Here is a 19826-nt window from a genome sequence, read left to right as displayed (position 1 = left end):
CATGCCTCTGCCAACCGGACACACCGCACCGTTGCCCGCCAGGCGTTCGCGCTCGCTGCTGCGCCGCCTGCTGGGCGCCAGCGCCCTTACCCTGCTGCTGCCCGGCGTGAGCCAGGCCAACAGCTGCCAGGCCGACCCCTGGCCGTTGTGGCAGGTGTTTCGCCAGCACTTCGTGCAGCCCGACGGGCGCGTGCTCGATGCCAGCACGCCGCAGCAGCACAGCTCGTCCGAAGGCCAGTCCTACGCGATGTTCTTTGCCCTGGTGGCCAACGACCAGGCCAGCTTCGACAAGCTCTGGCTGTGGGCCAGCAACAACCTTGCCGGTGGCGACATCAAGCAGAACCTGCCGGGGTGGATCTGGGGCCTGGACGACAAGGGCCAGTGGCGCCTGCTGGACCACAACTCGGCCTCGGACGCCGACCTGTGGTTCGCCTACGCGCTGAGCGAGGCCGCGCGGCTGTGGAACACCCCGGCCTACAACGCCCAGGCTGCCCAGCTGCTGGCCAATATCAAGGCCCGCGAAGTGGCCGAGCTACCGGGCCTGGGCATGATGCTGCTGCCCGGCGTGGAGGGCTTTGCCAAGCCCGATCACTTCTGGCAGCTCAACCCCAGCTACCTGCCGGTGCCGGTGCTGCGACGCCTGGCGGTGGTCGACCCCAAGGGGCCGTGGAGCCAGATCGCCCGCAGCACCGCCAGCCTGATCAAGGGCGTGAGCCACAACGGCTATGTGGCCGACTGGGTGGGCTACCGTGGCACCGGCCCGGACAAGGGCCTGTTCGTGATCGACCCGGTCAAGGGCGAAACCGGCAGCTACGACGCCATCCGCACCTACCTGTGGGCCGGCATGACCCCGGCCAAGGACCCACTGGCCAAGCCGATCCTCGACAGCCTCGACGGCATGGCGCGCAGTGTCGCGACCCACGGCGTACCGCCAGAGAAAGTGCAGGTGCAGGCCAACACCAGCAGCGGCGATGGCCCGTTCGGCTTTTCTGCCGCCCTGCTGCCGTATTTCAAGGCGCGCCAGCAACCCTGGCTGCAGGAACAGCAGCGTGCCCGTGTCGACCAGCTGATGAGCAAAAGCCTGAGCCCCGAAGCGCTGCAGGCCAGACAACCCCCTTACTACGACTTCGTGCTGAGCCTGTTCGCCCTCGGCTTCATGGATGATCGTTACCACTTCCTCGACGACGGGAAGCTGCAACCACTCTGGGAGACTTCATGCCCTCGCGCCGCCAAACCCTAGCCATTGGGGTGCTTGCCGCCCTGATCCACAACAGCAGCTTTGCCGAGCTCAGCGAGAACGGCAAGGTCCTGCTGGAACAGGGTCAATACTGGCAGGCCCGCAAAGACACCACCCGCGCCACCGAGGCATGGCGCAAGCTGCTGCTGATCGATCCGCAGCAGGCCGACGCGTTGTACGGCCTTGGCCTGCTGGAGCTTGATGGCAATCGCCCGCAGGGCGCCAAGCGCTACCTCGACCAGCTCAGGCAGGCGCACCCCGGCGAGCGTCAGACCCTGTTGCTGCAACAGGAGATCGCCCTGCACAGCGCCGATAACACCGCGCAACTGGAGCAGGCCCGCCAACTCGCCGAATCGGGCGAGCTGGATCAGGCTGTGGCGGCATACCGCACGCTGTTCAGTGGCAGTGCACCCCAGGGCGAACTGGGCCTGGAGTTCTACAGCTACCTGGGCTACACCGCCACCGGCTGGCAGGAAGCGCGCCAGGGCCTGGAGCGCCTGCAGGGCCAGTCGCCGGACAACCCCAAGATCAAGCTCAACCTGGCCAAGCTGCTGCTGCGCAACGAAAGCACGCGGGTGGAGGGCATTCGCCGGCTGGCGTCCTATGCCAACGACCCGGTGATCGGCAGTGAATCGATCGAGGGCTGGCGCCAGGGCCTGTCCTGGCTGGGTGCGCCGCGCCCGGCCGAGGTGCCGTTGTTCGATGCCTACCTCAAGGCCTACCCGGACGACGAAGAGATCCGCAACCAGCTCAAGAGCGGTGCCCGTGCCAGCCAGGCCAGCGCCGTCCAACGCCAGAACAGCCACCTGGTGCGTGGCTTCAAGGCGCTGGACGCCAACGACCTGCCCCAGGCCGAGCAGTCGTTCCAGGCCCGTTTGCGCGAGCAGGCGCAGGATGCCGACGCCCTCGGCGGGCTGGGCATCGTGCGCCAGCGCCAGGGCCGCCTGGGCGACGCCGATGCACTGTTCAAGCAGGCCATCAGCCGTGGCAACAGCAGCCGCTGGCAGAGCGCCCTGCAAGGCAACCGCTACTGGGTGCTGCTGGACCAGGCCAATGCCGCCCGCGACGCCGGCAATCCGCAAGACGCCCGCGAGCTGCTGCAACGCGCCATCGCGATGAACCCGCGCCAGGTGCAGGGGCCTGTCAGCCTGGCCGACCTGCAGGCCGCCCAGGGTCAGTTCGACAGCGCCGAAACCACCTATCGCCAGGCCCTGAGCCTGGATGCCGGCAACCCCGATGCGCTGCGCGGGCTGGTCAGCGTGCTGGCGCAGAACGGCAAGCTGGGCGAAAGCCAGCGCCTGATCGACGGGCTCAGCGATGCCCAGCGCGAACGCCTGGGCGACCTGCGCGTGCTGCGCGCGGCCATCGCCGTAGGCCAGGCCCGCGACGCCGAGCGCAGTGGCGACCTGGCCGGCGCTCGCAAGGCGCTGGAAGAGGCCGTGAGCAACGACCCGCAGAACGTGTGGGCGCGTTACGACCTGGCGCAGGTCTACCTCAAGAGCGATGCCTCCGGCAAGGCGCGCCAGACCATCGACGAGATGCTCAAGGCCAACCCGCAGCGGGCCGAGGCGCTGTATGCCAGCGCGCTGTTCTCCAGCCGCCTGGGCGAGTGGCAGTCGGCCCAGCGCAGCCTGGCGCAGGTGCCCACGGCCCAGCGCAGCGCCGCCATGCACACCCTGGCCGAAGAGATCGAACTGCACCTGCTGACCCGCCAGGCGGCAGACCTGGCCAAACAGGGCCAGCGCCAACAGGCCATGAAGCTGCTGCAACGCGCCGAACCGGCAGCGGCCAACAACCCCGGCATGCTCTCGGCGCTGGCCGCGACCTATATCGATATCGGCCAGACCGAACATGCGCTGGGCATGCTGCGCACCGCCATTGCCCAGAGCAGCACGCCCTCCCCGTCCCTGCGCCTGGCCTATGCCGGCGCACTGCTCAAGGCCGGCGACGACGTGCAGGTGAACCAGATTCTGCGCGAGCTGCGCAGCCAGCCACTGCAAGCCGGCGACCAGCGCAGCTACGACGACCTGGTGTTCCAGTACACCGTGCGCCAGGCCGACCTGCTGCGTGAAAAGGGCGACCTGGTGGCCGCCTACGACACCCTCGCCCCGGCCCTGGCGCAACGCCCGCAAGACCCGCAGGCAGTGTCGTCGCTGGCGCGCATGTACCTGGACAACCGCAACCCGGCCAAGGCGGTGGAGCTGTTCACCCCGCTGCTGCGCCAGTACCCGGACAATGCCGACGTGCAGATGGGCGCCGCCCAGGCCTTCGTACAGGCCGGCGATGCCGACAAGGCCGAGCGCGCCGTTGAAAAGGCCCTGCAACTGGCCCCGCAGAACCCGCAGATTCTCACCAGTGCTGCCGGCTATTACCGTGGCCGCGGCAAGCTGGCCAAGGCCGAGCAGCTGTATGCCCAGGCCCTGGCCTTGCAGGCGCCGCCGGAGCAGAACGTGCTCAACCCCTTCGGCCAGGCGATTGCCGTCAACCCCTTCGTCGGCCAGCCGGGCCAGCGCAAGCAGTCGCGCCTGAGCGAAACGGTGCTGGCCGAGATTCCCGAGCCGGCACAGACCCAGGTCAGCAGCCGCGCCAGCGAAGCGTTCGACGCACCGGTGCTGCTGGCCAGTCGCGACAACGAACCTGGCCTGCGCACGGCCAGCCAGGCCACGCCGCAGCTCGCCACGCCGGCACCGGTCGACCCGCGCGCCGCGCTGCAGACCGAGCTGGATACGATTCGCGAGGCGCGCAGCCCGCAAATCAAGCAGGGTGTCACTTTCCGCGGTAACGACAGCGAATCGGGGCTGGGCAAGATCACCGATGTGGAGGCGCCGCTGGAGATCAGCGTGCCGTGGAACGACGATCGACTGGCCCTGCGCATCACGCCAGTGTCGCTGAACGCAGGGGGGGTGAAAAACGAGCTGAGCGCCAATTCGCGCTTTGGCGGGATCACCAGCGAAATGGCCAGGAACATACTCGCCATGCCGCTACCCGACCTGCTTGCAGAAGCAGAGGACTTCTACATCGACAGCCCCGGCTCGCAGAAGGACAGCGGCGTAGGCGTGGCCGTAGCCTACGAGAACCCGTCGCAGGGCCTCAAGGCAGACCTGGGCGTGAGCCCGGTAGGCTTCCTGTACAACACCGCAGTGGGCGGCATCAGCCTGGATCGCCCCTTTGCAGAAGGCAGCAACTGGCGCTACAACCTCAACCTGTCCCGGCGCTCGGTCACCGACAGCCTGACCTCCTTCGCCGGAGCCCGCGACAAGCGCACCGACCTGCAATGGGGTGGCGTAACCTCCAACGGTGGTCGTCTGCAGCTGGGTTATGACAATCAGACCTACGGCATGTACGGCTATGGTTCCTGGCACAAGCTGCTGGGTCACGACGTGGAGTCCAACACCCGCAGTGAACTGGGCAGCGGCATCTACTGGTACCTGCTCAACAATCAGGATGAACGCCTCACCGCAGGCCTGAGCGTGTCCGGGGCGCATTACGCGAACAACCAGAGCTTCTTCACCTACGGCCACGGCGGCTACTTCAGCCCGCAGAACTTCTTCTCCATCGGTGTGCCGGTCAGCTGGGCGCAGCGGGGACCGAACTTCAGCTACCAGGTGCAGGGTTCGGTGGGCATGCAGCACATCGAGCAGGACAGCGCACCGTACTTCCGCGACAGGCAGTCACAAGCGGCGCTGGAACGAATTTCCCAGGCCTTTGCCACGGACGGTACGACCCTGCGCACCACCTATGCCTCGCAGAGCAAGACCGGCATCGGCTACTCGCTGGGCGCCAGTGGCGAATACCGGCTGGGCGATGGGTTCTTCTTCGGCGGCACGCTGGGTGTGGACAACGCCCGCGACTACCAGCAATGGACCGGTGGCCTGTACCTGCGCTACCTGTTCGACGACGGCCGCGGCGCCATGCCGTTGCCCGTCAACCCGTACCGTTCCCCTTATTCGAATTGATTTGCAGGAGTATCAACCATGGCTAGTTCACTTCTCGCAGGCCTGACCATTCTGATGATCGGCGACAGCCACCTGGCGACCCCCGATTACCTGATCAAGAGCCTGCACGACAACCTCGTGCAGCAAGGTGCCCAGGTGCACTCGCTGGGTATCTGCGGCGCCAATGCCGGCGACTGGCTCAAAGCCACCCCTGGCACCTGCGGCGGTGCCGAGCGCCGTGGCACCGAAAAGCCCGTGGTACTGGGCAGCAAGGCGGCCACCCGGCCGATCGGCGACCTGATCAAGGCCGACAAGCCGGACCTGGTGGTCGTGGTGATGGGCGACACCATGGCCAGCTACACCAAACCGGCCTTCCCCAAGGCCTGGCTGTGGCAGCAGACCACCAGCTTTGCCAAGGAAATCGCCAACACCGGGGCCAAGTGCGTATGGGTCGGCCCCAACTGGGGAACCGAAGGCGGCAAGTACGGCAAGACCTACGCCCGCGTCGAACTGACCTCCAAGTTCCTCGCCGCCAACGTGGCGCCGTGCGACTACGTCGACTCGCTCAAATTCTCCAAGCAAGGCGAGTGGGCCACGGTCGACGGTCAGCATTTGACCGCCCCGGGCTACCTGGCCTGGAGCAAGAAGATCAGCGAAGAGATCGTCAAGGCGCCGGTCGTGACGAGCATCAAGAAATGAAGCGCGCCCTGCACGCTGTACTGCTGGCCCTGCCCGCCGCCCTCGGCGCGGGCCTGGCCCAGGCCGAGATCGCGCTGTACCCCACCGGCCCCAGCGAAGACTCGGCGTTCTTGCGCTTCGTCAACGCGGCCCCCGGCACCCTGCAACTGGTGGCGGACGGCTCCAGGGCCAGCCTGCAGCTGGACGCGGCCAAACCGGTGTCGGCGTACCTGCCGGTACCGGCCAACAAGGCCATCAAGGGCACCCTGAGCCGTGACGGCCAGCGCTCGGCCCTGCAGCTGAGCGTTGCTCCTGGCGAATTCGCCACGGTAGTCGCCCTGCAGGACGCCGGCGGCATCCGGCAACGCGTGGTGCGCGAGCAACCCGACGACTTCAATGCGCTGAAGGCTTCGCTGGCCTTCGTCAACCTCGACCCTTCCTGCCAGGGCGCAAGCCTGCGCCCTGCCGGGCGCACGGCGGACCTGTTCAAGGACGCGCCAGAGGCCAGCGTGCAGCGTAGATCGATCAACCCGGTGAAGCTGTCGGTGCAACTGGTGTGCGCCAATGCCAACGTCGGCGGCCCGGTGGACCTGGGCGAACTCAAGGCCGGCGAGCGCTACAGCGTATTGCTGCTGCCCACGGCGAGCGGCCCGCAGCTTGTGCCCGTCACGGACACGCTCTCCAACTGATCGGACGTCTTCACCACCATGGTATTCGCCTCACTCGAGTTCCTGACGCTGTTTTTGCCGATCTTCATGCTGGTGTACGCGCTGAGCCGTCCGGCCTGGCGCAACGGCGTACTGCTGATCGGCAGCTGGCTGTTCTATGGCTGGCTGAGCCCGCTGTTCCTGCTGCTGCACATGGCGCTGACCGTGGTCGCGTGGGTTGGCGGGCTGCTGGTGAACCGCAGCCATGAGGACTCGCGCGGGCGCATACGCCTGCTGGCCGCGCTGATCGTGTTCAATACGCTGGTGCTGTGCTGGTACAAGTACGCCAACATCCTGGCCGCCAACTACAACGAGCTGATCACCTATTACGGTGCATTGCCGATGGAGTGGCAGCGGGTGGCGTTGCCAGCGGGGCTGTCGTTCATCGTGCTGCAGGCGATTTCCTACCTGGTGGATGTGCACCGCCATACCGTGCCGGTAGAGCGCAGTTTCGTGAACTTCGCCACCTACATCTCGATGTTCGGCCACTCGATCGCCGGCCCGATCATCCGCTACGACTGGGTACGCCGCGAGCTCAACCAGCGCTACTTCAACTGGCAGAACTTCTCGCTGGGCGCGCGCCGCTTCATGATCGGCATGTGCATGAAGGTGCTGGTGGCCGATACCCTGTCGCCGCTGGTGGACGTGGCCTTCCACCTGGACAACCCGTCGTTCCTGGACGCGTGGCTGGGCTGCCTGGCGTATTCGCTGCAACTGTTCTTCGACTTTGCCGGCTACAGCTGCATGGCCATCGGCCTGGGCCTGATGCTGGGCTTCCACTTCCCCGAGAACTTCAACCGCCCGTACCTGGCCAGCAGCATCCAGGACTTCTGGCGGCGCTGGCACCTGTCGCTGTCGAGCTGGCTGCGCGACTACCTGTACATCGCCCTGGGCGGCAACCGCCACGGCACCTGGAACACCTACCGCAACCTGTTCCTGACCATGGCCATTGCCGGCCTGTGGCATGGCGGGGACAGCTGGAACTACCTGCTGTGGGGCTCGGCCCACGGTATCGCGCTGTGCGTCGACCGGGCCTGGAGCCGTTCCAGCCTGCCGGCGATGCCCAAGGTGCTGTCGCACACCCTGACGCTGCTGTTCGTGTGCCTGGCCTGGACGCTGTTCCGCGCCCCGGACTTTCATACGGCGCTGTCGATGTACGCCGGCCAGTTCGGCCTGCACGGCTTTGCCCTGGGCGAGGCACTGGCAGCCACCGTACGCCCGGTGCACGGCCTGGCGGCGTTGCTGGGCGTGGCGTGCATCATCCTGCCGATCTGGCAGGCACGCGCCGAGCACCGCTTCGCCAGCCGCGCGTGGTTCGTGCATGCCGCTGCCCTGTGGCCCGTGGCCGGCTTCGTGCTGTCGTTCGCGTTGATCGCCAGCCGTGATTCGGTCCCCTTCCTGTACTTCCAGTTCTGATGACGATGAAGACACCTCCTCCCAGTACAGCGCCCACGCCCCCCAGTGCACTGGCCCTGCGCACCAGCCCGATCGCCGGCGTCACCCTGGCGCTGTTCCTGGGTGCCGGCCTGCTGTCGTGTGGCTGGCTGGTGGCCAGCGGCAAGCTCGAGCTGATGCCCGACAAGCACCTGTCGAATGGCCAGGTGCTGCACGGCGAAATCACCCACCGCATTGCCAAGGAGCTGGCCAAGGCGCCGCTGCCGAGCGAGGCCGCCGACCTGGAACGGGCCGGCAGCTGGCTGCTGCTGGGCGACACCGGGCCGCGGGTGCGGCCGGGCTGCACGCAGTGGCTGTTTCTGAGCGATGAACTCAAGCTCGACCGGCACGCGGCCGACAACGCCCAGGCCAAGGCCGATGCGGTGATCGCCCTGCAACGCAGCTTGCAGCAACGGGGTATCCGCCTGCTGGTGAGCGTGGTGCCGGACAAGAGCCGTATCGCCGCCAGCGAGCTGTGCGGGTTGACTCGCCCCACGGCCTCGCAGGCGCGCATCCAGCAGTGGGTGCAGAAACTCCAGGCGGCCGGCGTGGCCACCCTGGACCTGACTGCCAGCCTGCAGCCGCTGGGCGCCAGTGCATTTCTGCGTACCGATACCCACTGGAGCGAAGCCGGCGCCCAGGCCGCCGCGCAGGCCATTGCCGAGCAGGTCAAGGGCATGGGCTTGAGCGCCACCCCCAGCAAGACCTTCGACACCCGCCAGGAGCCTCTGGCACCGCGCCCCGGGGACCTGGTGCGGCTGGCCGGCATTGATTGGCTGCCAGTGGCCTTGCAGCCGCCGCAGGAACAGGTGGCGCCAACGGTCATCACCGAGCGGGCCGAGGCCGTCAGCGATGCGGGCGACAACCTCGATGACCTGTTCGGCGACGACAACCTGCCGAATGTCGCGCTGATCGGCACCTCGTTTTCGCGCAACTCGAGCTTTGTCGGCTTTCTGCAACGTGCGCTGTCGGCGCCTGTGGGCAACTTCGCCAAGGACGGCGGCGAATTCTCCGGGGCCGCCAAGGCCTACTTCGACAGCCCGGCGTTCAGGCAGACGCCGCCACAGCTGGTGATCTGGGAGATACCCGAGCGCGACCTGCAGACGCCCTATGCGGGTGACGTGCAGCTGCCCCCCAAGCCATGACGCACCACGCCCGCTGCGCGCGTTGACACGGCGCGGCGGGCGCTGGCGAATGCTCAGGCAAGCTTTTTCAGATCTGCCGCTGAATCGAACGTGGTGAAGTGGTAGATGCCGTGGATCTTCTCCAGCTGGCAACACCAGCCCTCCTGCTCGCCGGCTTGCACCACGAACCTCAGTTCTTCGATACCCGCCATATTGGCGGCAGCTTCGAGCAGGGTCTTGACGCGCTTTTCGACAAGGGCGTCGTAGGCCAGTTCGTATGACTTCTCCCAGGTGGCGTCGGCATTGCGAAATCGCTTCCAGTTATCGTCCTTGAGCACCTTGCAAAAGGCCACGCGCTGAACTTCGCCGGTATTGGACAGGTCGAGGGACAACAGGCAGAGGGTCATGGTGGGCTCCCATAAGCAGTGAAATTCCCTTGCAACCTAGTCACTCGCTTTTCATCCATCAATGCTAAATGGCCATCACCTGAGAGTTAAAATAATTCAAGAATTTACCAAAAAACAGCAACTAAACAACTTAACCAAGACCATGTAGGAAAGTTACTACGCAAAGAAACACGAGCTATAAAGTCTTTTTATGGAACAAAGGGCTTTCAGGCACTTTAAAATAAACAGAAACATTCAAAGGCGTGCCGTTTCGGCGCAATTACGGCGTCTTGAAGCGAGCGCTGCGCTTCTGCAATCATGCCCGCCGGGCGCTGCCAGCGGGCAGCGTCGTCCCTTAGCGCACCGCACAAAGGAATGACTCAATGATCAGGGTATTGCTTTCGCTGGACCTCACCAACAAGGAATCGGAACGAGACAACTTCAACAACTTCCTGGCAGAACAACAATGGAAGAAGTTGGCTGGTGTGAATACCGTCTGGGCCATCGAGTATGATGATTTCAGCCAGACCAACGAGCAACATGTGACAAACGTCAAAAGAGACCTGTCCAAAGTGCTGCTCACCGCGGCACGGGAATTCAAACCGGATCGTATTACCTACGTTGCACAGATAGCCAACATTGAATGTATCGGGCGCTATATCTACCGGGAGGGTGGCGATTACAAGGCGTTCATTTACGAGCCCTGCTGATAGCGCTGAAGAGAGTGAGGTGTCTGCGACAGTGATCCGGTCGCAGGCATTTTTCGTGCGCGCGAAGGGAAAGCAGTGCACTGCATGCGTATTCGGGGGAAAGGGAACTGGATAGAGGCGGCCCCTGGCAGACAAGGGCTTGCGTTATGGAGGCAACCCCACCAGCCACACCCCGGCACACGATGTTCCCGCTGTGGCTGCTCCCTTCCGGGCCTGACCAGGTTTACGGGTAATCGTTGCGGGGGGACCGATGGGGTCACCATAACGATGCTCGCCTGGCAGCGAGCGGGGCCATTGTACCGGTCTGACGCGAAGTTACAACCTCTGTACCGTGAAAAAACCACTCTGGCTCAAGGACTTGTGACTGCCGCCGGGGCATCGCCCTGGATCACGCAGTGAATGAAGTGCAGCTTGGCCACCACCGGCGCACTCAGCACGAACGGGTAGAAGTCGGTCTGGCCCATGCTGCGTGACAGCTCGTTGAGCATCGCCGACAGCTCCACCCAGGCATTGATGAACGCCAGGAACGCAGGCGCCCCAGGGTGCTCGGGCTGGTACAAGCTGCGGGCATCGAACGGCGGATAGTCCAGGTCCATCACCGAGGCGTCCATGCCCAGCGCAAGGGCGGTGTCCACCGCATCGGTCATGTGCAGGTAGTGCGCCCAGGTTTCGGCCCAGTCCTCCCAGGGGTGCATGGTGGCATAGGCGCTGACGTGGGCGACGGCCCAGTCCAGCGGTGCACCTTGATGGTAGTGGCGCTCCATGGCCTGGGCGTAGCTGGCGCGCTCGTCGCCGAACAGGCGGCGGAAGTCCTGCAGCCAGGCGCTGCTGGCCACCAGACGGTCCCAGTAGTAATGCCCGATCTCGTGGCGCAGGTGGCCCAGCACGGTCCGGTAGGGCTCCTGAAGCTGCACGCGCACCTGCTCGCGCCAGTCGTCGTCGGCTTCGCGGATATCCAGGGTGATCAGGCCGCCAGCGTGGCCGGTGGTGGGGGGATTGCCGGCAATGTCGATGCCGATGAAGTCGAAGGCGATGCCCTCGCCGGCTGCGCCTTGCTTGGGCGTGACCGGCAACCCCAGGTGCAGCAGTTGCGCAATCAGGCGGCGCTTGGCGGTTTCCAGCTTGCGCCAGCGCAGGTGGTTTTCGGTGAACGACAGGTCGGGGATGGTGCGGTTGAGGCGACAGGCCAGGCAGAACGCTTCGGGGTCGTCGGCAGCCAGCAGCCAGTTGCAGCAAGCCGGGGTGTCGAGGTTGGCGCAACGCTTGAGCGGGCCGAGTTCTGGCTGGCCGTCCAGGTACCACTGGCCGTCCACAGCGGCCGGCAGCAATGTGCCGACATGGTGGGTATCGGGCCAGTAGCCCAGGGACGCCTGGCAGGCCAGGCATTGGCTGTTGCGAAAGAACACGGACTGTCCGCACTCGCATTGCCACACGCGCGTGCTGCGGCGTGCCTGGCTGACGAAGGGTGCGGCGATACGGGCGACGAGCTGTTCGAAGAATGGGTACATGGGGCCACCTCCTGGCTGGAGCCTAGCCTACACCATGTGCGTGACAGCGCTTGCGGTGTGCCTGACGCACCGTGCGCTCAGGTGTTGCGAGCGCTTCGCGCTCGATCGCGGGTCAAGCCCGCTCCCACGCCCTTCGGGCAGAAGCGGGCCGCGTGACCGCTACACCGCTATGCCCTGCTCCGACAGAAACGCCACGAACGCATCCTCATCCAACACCCTGAGCCCCAGCTCAGTGGCCTTGGCCAACTTGGAGCCTGCCCCCGGGCCCGCCACCACGCAGTGGGTCTTGGCCGAAACAGACCCCGCCACCTTGGCCCCCAGGCTCTCCAGCTTGTCCTTGGCGACATCCCGGCTCATGCGCTCCAGCGAACCGGTCAGCACCCAGGTCTGCCCCGCCAGCGGCAAGCCCTGGGCAACCTTCTTCTCGCTCTCCCAGTGCATGCCGAACTCGCGCAGTTGCGCCTCGACGCTGCGCGCCAGCGCCTGGTTGGCCTCGACCAGGAAGAACTCGCGCACCGCATCAGCCTGCTTGGCTGCCAGCGCCTGGCGCAGGTCGATGCCGTCGGCGGCAATGATGCGCTCAAGGCTTTGCAGCTTGGCCACCAGCTTCTCGGCACCCGTCGGGCCGACAGAAGGGATGTCGAGCTTGGCGATCAACCCGGCCAGGGTCGTACTGGCCGCGAATTCGGCGGCCAGCTCGCCCTCCTCCTGCAACTGCAGGCCGTTCTCGAGCAGTTGCGCGATGACGCTGCGGTTATGTTCGTCCTCGAAGAAGTTGTGGATCTCGTGCGCCACTTCCAGGCCGATATCCGGCAGGTAGGTCAGCACCTGCGGCAACGCCACCATCACGCGCTGCAACGAGCCCAGCGAGCGCGCCAGCACCTTGGCGGTCTCCTCGCCCACATCCGGGATGCCAAGGGCGTAGATGAAGCGTGCCAGGCTCGGGCGCTTGCTGTCGGCAATGGCAGCCAGCAGTTTGTTGCTGGACACCTCGGCAAAGCCTTCGAGGTCGACGATGTCTTCGAATTTCAAGCGGTACAGGTCTGCCGGCGAGGCAATCAGCCCTTCATCCACCAACTGCTCGACGCTCTTCTCGCCCAGGCCCTCGATGTCCATGGCGCGGCGCGACACGTAGTGGATGATCGCCTGCTTGAGCTGCGCGCGGCAGGCCAGGCGGCCGACGCAGCGGTACACCGCGCCTTCGCTGACGGTTTCCTTGCCCTTGCTGCGCTTGACCAGCTGGGTGCGCTCGACCTGCGAGCCACACACCGGGCACTGGGTAGGGATGTGCACCGCACGCGCATCGGCCGGGCGACGCTCGGTGACCACCTGCATCACCTGCGGGATGACATCACCGGCACGGCGGATGATCACCGTATCGCCGATCATCACCCCCAGGCGCGCCACTTCGTCCATGTTGTGCAAGGTGGCATTGGCCACGGTCACGCCGGCCACCTTGACCGGCTTGAGCCGTGCGACGGGCGTTACCGCACCGGTGCGACCAACCTGGAACTCGACGTCGAGCACCTCGGTCAGCTCTTCCATGGCCGGGAACTTGTGCGCTATCGCCCAGCGCGGCTCACGGGCACGAAAGCCCAGTTCACGTTGCGAGGCCAGGCTGTTGACCTTGAACACCACCCCGTCGATCTCGTAGGGCAGCGCGTTGCGCCGCTCGCCGATGTCACGGTAGTAGTCAAGGCATTCCTTGATACCGGCGGCATGCCGCAGTTCGCGGCTGATGGGCATGCCCCAGCCCTTGAGCTTTTCGAGGGTGCCGATGTGGGTGTCGGCGATGGCCTCGGACACCTGGCCCACGCCATAGCAGCAGAACTCCAGGGGGCGGCTGGCGGTGATCTTCGAATCGAGCTGGCGCAAGCTGCCGGCGGCGGCGTTGCGCGGGTTGGCGAAGGTCTTGCCGCCGATCTCGGCCTGGGCTGCGTTCAGCCGTTCGAAGCCCTCCTTGCTCATGAACACTTCGCCGCGCACCTCCAGCACCGCCGGCCAGCCCTTGCCCTGCAGCTTGAGCGGCACGTTGCGGATGGTGCGCACGTTGACGCTGATGTCTTCGCCGGTGGTGCCGTCGCCACGGGTGGCGCCCTGCACCAGCAGGCCGTCACGGTACAACAGGCTGACCGCCAGGCCGTCGAGCTTGGGTTCGCAGCTGTAGTCCACCGCCGCCCCTGCGCCGAACAGGTCGCCGGTCGGCAGGTCGAGGCCTTCGACCACGCGCCGGTCGAACTCGCGCAGGTCACTTTCCTCGAAGGCATTGCCCAGGCTCAGCATCGGCACCTCGTGACGCACCTGGGTGAAGGCCGAGAGCGCCGCGCCGCCCACCCGCTGGGTGGGGGAATCGGGGGTGACCAGCTCGGGGTGTTCGGCCTCCAGGGCCTGCAGCTCGCGGAACAGGCGATCGTATTCGGCGTCCGGGACGCTTGGCTCGTCGAGCACGTAGTAGCGGTAGTTGTGCTGGTCGAGTTCGGCGCGCAGTTCGAGGATGCGGGTTTGGGCGGTCATGTGTGTCGTCTCTTGCAAAGCAAAAGAGCAGCTCGGGGCTGCTCTTGGCGTTCAAATCGGTGGATCGGCGGGGCAGCTTTCGCCGGCAAGGCCAGCTCCTGCAGGGAGCGGCCATACCTGTCAGCGTTTCTGGGTCAGGGCGCGGCGCTCGAACTCGACGATGCGCTGGCGGTAGTGTTCGATGGTCTGCGCGGTCATCACGCTGCGCTGGTCATCCTTGAGCTCGCCGTTCAGTTCATGGGCCAGCTTGCGCGCCGCCGCCACCATCACGTCGAACGCCTGCTTGGGATGGCGCGGGCCCGGCAGGCCAAGGAAGAAGCTGACCGCACGGGTGCTGAAATGGTCGATGTCGTCCAGGTCGAACACCCCAGGCTTGACCGCGTTGGCCATGGAGAACAGCACTTCGCCATTGCCGGCCATGCTTTCGTGACGGTGGAAGATGTCCATCTCGCCAAAGCGCAGGCCGCTTTCCAGGATGTTCTGCAGCAGCGCAGGGCCCTTGAAGCCGCTCTCGTCGCGGGCAATCACGCTGATCACCAGCACTTCCTCGACCGGCGGCAGGTCCTTGCCTTCGCTGGCACCGAAGCCGGTGCTCTTGGGGCTTTCGTCCGGGAAGTCGTCGTCGGCATTGCCGAACAGGTCAGGCTCGCGTGGCTCGGCCGCCAGGTTCAGGTCGCCCTGCTGCGGCTCGCTGGTACGTTTGGCGCGCTTGGACCCCTTGCCCACCTTCGGCTCGCGCTGCTCGCGCGCAGCCGTCATCGACGGCAGGTCGTGCTCGTCGAGCTGGGGCTCCTTGTGGTCGTCAAGCACCCGCGGCGGGCCCAGCACTTCGGCGCTGGTCTCTTCGTCCGGCAGGTTGGAGAAGCTGCGGTCCAGACGGAATTTCAACTTGCCCTTGCCGCCGCGCATGCGACGCCAGCCGTCAAAAAGAATACCGGCAATGACTATGATGCCGATGACGATCAGCCACTCGCGCAGACCGATTTCCATGTAATCCCGTGCCTCTGTGAAAAATGCTGAAAAATAAAGGGTTTAAACCCCTTTAAAACGTGGCGCCAACTCTATGTTCTGACAGGCGTTTTACCCACGCATAGAAAAATTTACATTAAGCTAGCACGACCAAAGATAACTTTACACCGTCTGTCGCAACTGACAGGGGCATTTGCTGCAAGTTCGTGCGTTATATCCGTTTTTCAGGCGTCGACCATGGCCATCGCCTCCTCCACGTCCACCGCCACCAGCCGCGAGCAACCGGGCTCGTGCATGGTCACCCCCATCAGTTGATCGGCCATTTCCATGGCGATCTTGTTGTGGGTGATATAAATGAACTGCACGGTCTGGCTCATCTCCTTGACCAGGCGCGCATAGCGTCCGACGTTGGCATCGTCCAGCGGCGCGTCGACCTCGTCGAGCATGCAGAACGGTGCCGGGTTCAACTTGAAGATGGCAAACACCAGGGCCAGGGCCGTCAGCGCCTTCTCGCCGCCCGAGAGCAGATGGATGGTGCTGTTCTTCTTGCCTGGCGGGCGCGCCATGATCGTTACCCCTGTATCGAGTAGATCTTCGCCCGTCAGTTCCAGATAAGCGCTGCCACCACCGAAAACTTTTGGGAAAAGTGCCTGTAATCCGGCATTTATCTGATCAAAGGTATCCTTGAAGCGGTTGCGGGTTTCCTTGTCGATCTTGCGAATCACGTTTTCCAGGGTATCGAGGGCCTCGACCAGGTCGGCATCCTGGGCGTCGAGGTAGCGCTTGCGCTCGGACTGCTGCTGGTACTCGTCGATGGCCGCCAGGTTGATCGCGCCCAGGCGCTGGATGCGCGCATCGATGCGCTCCAGCTCAAGTTCAGCCTCCTGCTCGCTGGCCTCGGCCAGCAAGGTCGCCAACACGCCTTCCAGATCATAGCCGTCAGCCTGCAACTGTTCCTGCAGGGCCTTGCGCCGCACACTCAGCCCCTGCCATTCCATGCGGTGCTGTTCGAGCTGACCGCGCAGCAGCTGAGATTGCTGTTCGGCCTGGGTACGACGCTTTTCGGCCTCGCGCAGTTCGCGGTCGGCCTCGTCCATGTGCAGGCGTGCCTGACGCATTTCCTCGTCGACACTCATGCGCTTTTCCAGCAGCGCCTCGAGCATCATGCGCAGCTCTTCGAGAGGCGCCTCGCCCTCCTCCAGGTTCAGGCTCAGTTGTTCACGTTTTTCGTTCAGGCGCTCCGACTGCAGCTCCAGGCGCTCGAGGGCCTGGCGCGTGGAGTCGTGCTGGGCACGCAGCGAGCCCAGGCGCACCGCCAACTGATGGGCGTGGTCCTTGTGCTGGCGGGCTTCCTGGCGCACGCGGTCGAGGCGTTCGCGCAGGTTGTCGCGCTGGGCCAGCAAGGCCTCGCGCTGTTCGGTGTCGTGGGCCATCAGGTCGAGGGCTTCCTGCAGGTGCAGGCGCGACTCGCCCAGGCTTTCGTGTTCGATGGCGCGCTGTTCCAGCAGCTCGGCCAGCTCTTCTTCAAGGCGCCGGCGGCGCAATGTCAGCTGCTCGGCGCGGGCCTTGCCGGCCGACAGACGGGCCTTGAGCTCACCTTGCTGGCGGGCTTCTTCCTGGGTGCGACGACGCAGTTGTTCACGGCTGTCTTCCTGCACGCGCTGCTGTTCACGCAGGGCCAGCAACTGCGCTTCGAGCTGCTCCAGGGCAGCTTCCTGCTCCAGACGCTCCAGGCCCAGTTGCTCAAGCTCCTGCCCGCGGGCCAGCACGCCGCCCTGGGCATCGTTGCCTCGGCTGACCCGCAGAAAGTGGCGCCCCACCCAGTAGCCGTCGCGGCTGATCAGGCTTTGGCCGTCGGCCAGCTGGCCGCGCAGGCTCAATGCCTGCTCGAGGCTCTCGACCGGCTTGACCTGGCCCAGCCAGGGGGCCAGGTCAACGCCGCCCTGTACTTTGTCCAGCAGGCTGCCGGCAAGGCGCTTGCCGGTGCCGGCGGCCTCCAGCAGACGCAACTCGCCCTGCTCGAAGCCCGTCAGGTCGAGCCCGGCCAGGTCGTCCACCAGTACCGCGTGCAGGTCGGCGCCCAGCACGGTTTCCACCGCCAGCTCCCAACCCGGCTCCACGCGCAGGCCTTCAGCCAGGCGTGGGCGTTGCTCCAGGCCCTGCGCGCGCAACCAGTCGAGGGTACCGCTGCCTGGGTCCAGCGCGGCCTGCTGCAAGGCTTCGAGCGATGCCAGCCGGCCACCCAGGCGCTGCAGTTCACCCTGGGCCTGCTGCTGCGCCTGGGCGGCCTGCTGCAATTGCTCGCGCAGCGCGTCGAGGCGCTCGATCACCTGCTGTTCTTCCAGGTGCAGGTCTTCGAGCAGCAATTCGCTGCTGGCCAGTTGTTCGTTCAGTTCCAGGATGGCCGCATCTTCAGGGTCGGCGCTCAACTGGTCGCGTTCTTCGCCCAGCTTGCGCTGGCGCTCCGAGACGCGCTCCAGGCTCTGCTCCAGCTGCTGGATGCGCGACTGCTGCACCTCGGCCTGGCGGCGCGGCTCGGCGGAGCGGGTGTTGAAGCTGTCCCACTGCTCCTGCCAGCCATGCATGGTGGTCTCGGCTTCCTCAAGGGTCGCGGCGGCCTCCTCGGCTGCCGCCAGCGACAGTTCCTGCTCGGGCTCGATCATCTCCAGCTCTTCGCCCAGGGTCGCCAGCAAGGTGCGGTCGTGGCCCAGGTGCGATTCGGTTTCCAGACGCGCGCGTTCGGCTTCCTTGAAGTCATCCTGCAACTGGCGCAGACGCTGCTGGCCGTGCTGGATGTTCTGCTCGACCCGGGCGATGTCGCCGCCTACCGAATAGAAGCGCCCCTGGACCAGGTTGAAACGCTCCGACAGGTCGTGGTGACCGTCGCGCAGGCGCTCGATGCTCGCATCGGCATTGCGCTGCTCGGCCACCAGGGCCTCGAAGGCCACTTCCTGGTCGCCGATGATCGCCTCGCGCTGGCCCACCTGATCGTTCAGCGCACGCCAACGCAGGGCCGCCAGCTGGGCCTTGAGCTGACGCTCCTCGGCCTTGTATTCCTTGTACTTCTCCGCTGCCTGGGCCTGGCGGTGCAGGCGTTCGAGCTGACGTTCCAGCTCTTCGCGCAGGTCGGTCAGGCGCTCCAGGTTCTCGTGGGTGCGGCGGATGCGGTTTTCGGTTTCGCGGCGGCGCTCCTTGTACTTGGAGATGCCGGCGGCCTCTTCGATGAAGTTGCGCAACTCTTCGGGCTTGGCCTCGATCAGCTTGGAGATCATGCCCTGCTCAATGATCGAGTAGCTGCGCGGGCCCAGGCCGGTACCCAGGAAGATATCGGTGATGTCGCGCCGACGGCACTTGGTGCCGTTGAGGTAATAGGTGTTCTGCGCGTCGCGGGTCACCTTGCGCCGGATCGAGATCTCGGCATAGGCGGCATACTCGCCCACCAGGGTGTTGTCACTGTTGTCGAACACCAGTTCGATACTGGCCTGGCTGACCGGCTTGCGGCTGGTGGAGCCGTTGAAGATGACGTCGGTCATCGACTCGCCACGCAGGTTTTTCGCCGAGCTTTCGCCCATCACCCAGCGCACCGCATCGATGATGTTGGACTTGCCGCAGCCATTGGGGCCGACCACGGCCGCCATGTTGCTGGGGAAGTTGACGGTAGTCGGGTCGACGAACGACTTGAACCCCGCCAGGCGAATGCACTTGAGGCGCATGCTCAGCCAGCAACCAGCGAGGACAGCACCAGCGTGCAACTGCGCTCGCAGTACTGCGTCAGCACCTCGCGGATACGCGGCAGGTCGCCACCCACCACCGCTTCGAGCAGTTGGGCGAACAGCACCAGGAAGTCGTTCATGTTGGCCTTGCGCTGGTCCAGCGCCAGGTAATAGGTGCGGCTCATGGCCGGCTGCAGGTTCTCGACGGTTTCCTGCAGGTAGGGGTTGTTGGCGAACGGGTACGCGGCGCGCATCACCGCGAAGCTCTCTTCGACGAAGGCCTTGATGTCCTGGCGCGCACTGGCGGCGTGCAGACGCTGCTGGATGACCAGAAACGGTGCAAGTTCGGCTTCGCTGCGCGGCGCACTGGCCACGGCATTGCCCAGCAGGATGTACAGCTCGCTCATCAGGGTGCAGAGGCTGCGCACGTTGTGCTCGTTGAGCGCCGTAACCTGCGCGCCACGGCGCGGCAGGATGGTCACCAGGTGCCGGCGCTCGAGTATCAGCAGTGCCTCTCGCACCGAGCCACGGCTGACATTGAGCGCCTGGGTGACCTTCTGTTCCTGGATGCGCTCGGCAGGTTTGAGCTCACCGCGGATGATCCGCTCGGCCAGGTAATGGGCAATTTGCTCGGAGAGGCTGTCCGGCGCCTTGAACGTCATGGTTTTCCTTCAAAATCATTGAACTGTGCACAAGCGCCGATTGTAGCGCACTTGCCTGCACCTCGCGCAGCGGCACAGGCACGCAGTTGGCACGATTGAAGCAAAACAATCGTCAACCCGGCCCCGGTTCTATGCTGAATACAGAGGCTATCGAGGATGACAGGATCAGCACGCACAAAAAGCTGACCTTGAAGTCAGAAAGCAGTTGACCGGCAAGTCAAGTCTGCCTACAGTCGACCCCGTCCACTC

Annotated in this window: 13 protein-coding genes and 1 other RNA gene; 7 read left to right on the top strand and 7 right to left on the bottom strand. The window is 65.2% G+C overall.

Annotated elements, in window-relative coordinates; genetic code table 11:
* The first annotated feature begins 1 nt into the window (after position 1).
* Genes bcsZ through NJH59_RS21770 form a run of 6 tightly spaced genes read left to right on the top strand, consistent with a single transcriptional unit; the run spans position 2 to position 9136 of the window.
* Positions 2 to 1240 carry a cellulose synthase complex periplasmic endoglucanase BcsZ gene (bcsZ, locus tag NJH59_RS21795; RefSeq protein WP_078480243.1) on the top strand — a complete coding sequence of 413 codons (1239 nt, stop codon included), beginning with the start codon at positions 2 to 4 and terminating at the stop codon, positions 1238 to 1240.
* A complete protein-coding gene (locus NJH59_RS21790) occupies positions 1216 to 5193 on the top strand; it encodes a cellulose biosynthesis protein BcsC (RefSeq protein WP_253087301.1) in 3978 nt (1325 codons plus the stop codon). Before bcsZ ends, NJH59_RS21790 begins: the two co-directional genes overlap by 25 nt.
* Before the next feature lie 18 nt (positions 5194 to 5211).
* A complete protein-coding gene (locus NJH59_RS21785; protein ID WP_043862368.1) occupies positions 5212 to 5871 on the top strand; it encodes an SGNH/GDSL hydrolase family protein in 660 nt (219 codons plus the stop codon).
* Entirely contained in the window at positions 5868 to 6539 is a 672-nt protein-coding gene (locus tag NJH59_RS21780; RefSeq protein WP_229590419.1) for an alginate O-acetyltransferase AlgF, read from the top strand. Before NJH59_RS21785 ends, NJH59_RS21780 begins: the two co-directional genes overlap by 4 nt.
* 18 nt (positions 6540 to 6557) lie before the next feature.
* Positions 6558 to 7973, top strand: coding sequence for an MBOAT family protein (locus NJH59_RS21775; RefSeq protein WP_253087300.1), 1416 nt, complete (start codon positions 6558 to 6560; stop codon positions 7971 to 7973).
* On the top strand, positions 7973 to 9136 hold the full coding sequence (locus tag NJH59_RS21770) for a cell division protein FtsQ (protein ID WP_229590420.1): 1164 nt from the start codon (positions 7973 to 7975) through the stop codon (positions 9134 to 9136). Before NJH59_RS21775 ends, NJH59_RS21770 begins: the two co-directional genes overlap by 1 nt.
* A 53-nt stretch (positions 9137 to 9189) precedes the next feature.
* Here the strand turns inward: NJH59_RS21770 and NJH59_RS21765 are convergent, their stop codons facing one another.
* Entirely contained in the window at positions 9190 to 9522 is a 333-nt protein-coding gene (locus NJH59_RS21765; RefSeq protein ID WP_043862365.1) for a hypothetical protein, read from the bottom strand.
* Positions 9523 to 9884: 362 nt separating this feature from the next.
* Here NJH59_RS21765 and NJH59_RS21760 point away from each other — a divergent pair, with 362 nt between their 5' ends.
* Positions 9885 to 10211 carry a hypothetical protein gene (locus tag NJH59_RS21760; protein WP_043862364.1) on the top strand — a complete coding sequence of 109 codons (327 nt, stop codon included), beginning with the start codon at positions 9885 to 9887 and terminating at the stop codon, positions 10209 to 10211.
* A 156-nt stretch (positions 10212 to 10367) separates the two neighbouring features.
* Here NJH59_RS21760 and ffs read toward each other — a convergent pair.
* From ffs to NJH59_RS21730, 6 genes are all read right to left on the bottom strand, one after another.
* An RNA gene (ffs, locus tag NJH59_RS21755) (signal recognition particle sRNA small type) lies at positions 10368 to 10464 on the bottom strand.
* A gap of 97 nt (positions 10465 to 10561) precedes the next feature.
* Positions 10562 to 11719 carry a putative zinc-binding metallopeptidase gene (locus tag NJH59_RS21750; protein ID WP_229590428.1) on the bottom strand — a complete coding sequence of 386 codons (1158 nt, stop codon included), beginning with the start codon at positions 11717 to 11719 and terminating at the stop codon, positions 10562 to 10564.
* A gap of 159 nt (positions 11720 to 11878) precedes the next feature.
* Positions 11879 to 14233, bottom strand: coding sequence for an NAD-dependent DNA ligase LigA (ligA, locus tag NJH59_RS21745; RefSeq protein ID WP_229590429.1), 2355 nt, complete (start codon positions 14231 to 14233; stop codon positions 11879 to 11881).
* Positions 14234 to 14353: 120 nt separating this feature from the next.
* Positions 14354 to 15223, bottom strand: coding sequence for a cell division protein ZipA (gene zipA, locus NJH59_RS21740; RefSeq protein ID WP_043862361.1), 870 nt, complete (start codon positions 15221 to 15223; stop codon positions 14354 to 14356).
* A gap of 203 nt (positions 15224 to 15426) precedes the next feature.
* Complete coding sequence (gene smc / locus NJH59_RS21735) at positions 15427 to 18915, bottom strand: chromosome segregation protein SMC (protein ID WP_058542036.1); 3489 nt, start codon at positions 18913 to 18915, stop codon at positions 15427 to 15429.
* 2 nt (positions 18916 to 18917) lie between these two features.
* On the bottom strand, positions 18918 to 19577 hold the full coding sequence (locus NJH59_RS21730; protein WP_043862359.1) for a GntR family transcriptional regulator: 660 nt from the start codon (positions 19575 to 19577) through the stop codon (positions 18918 to 18920).
* Positions 19578 to 19826: the final 249 nt, after the last annotated feature.

This window comes from Pseudomonas sp. VE 267-6A, from assembly GCF_024126555.1.
GTDB classification, from domain to species: Bacteria; Pseudomonadota; Gammaproteobacteria; order Pseudomonadales; family Pseudomonadaceae; genus Aquipseudomonas; species Aquipseudomonas palmensis.
This window is presented reverse-complemented; position numbering and strand designations above follow the sequence as displayed.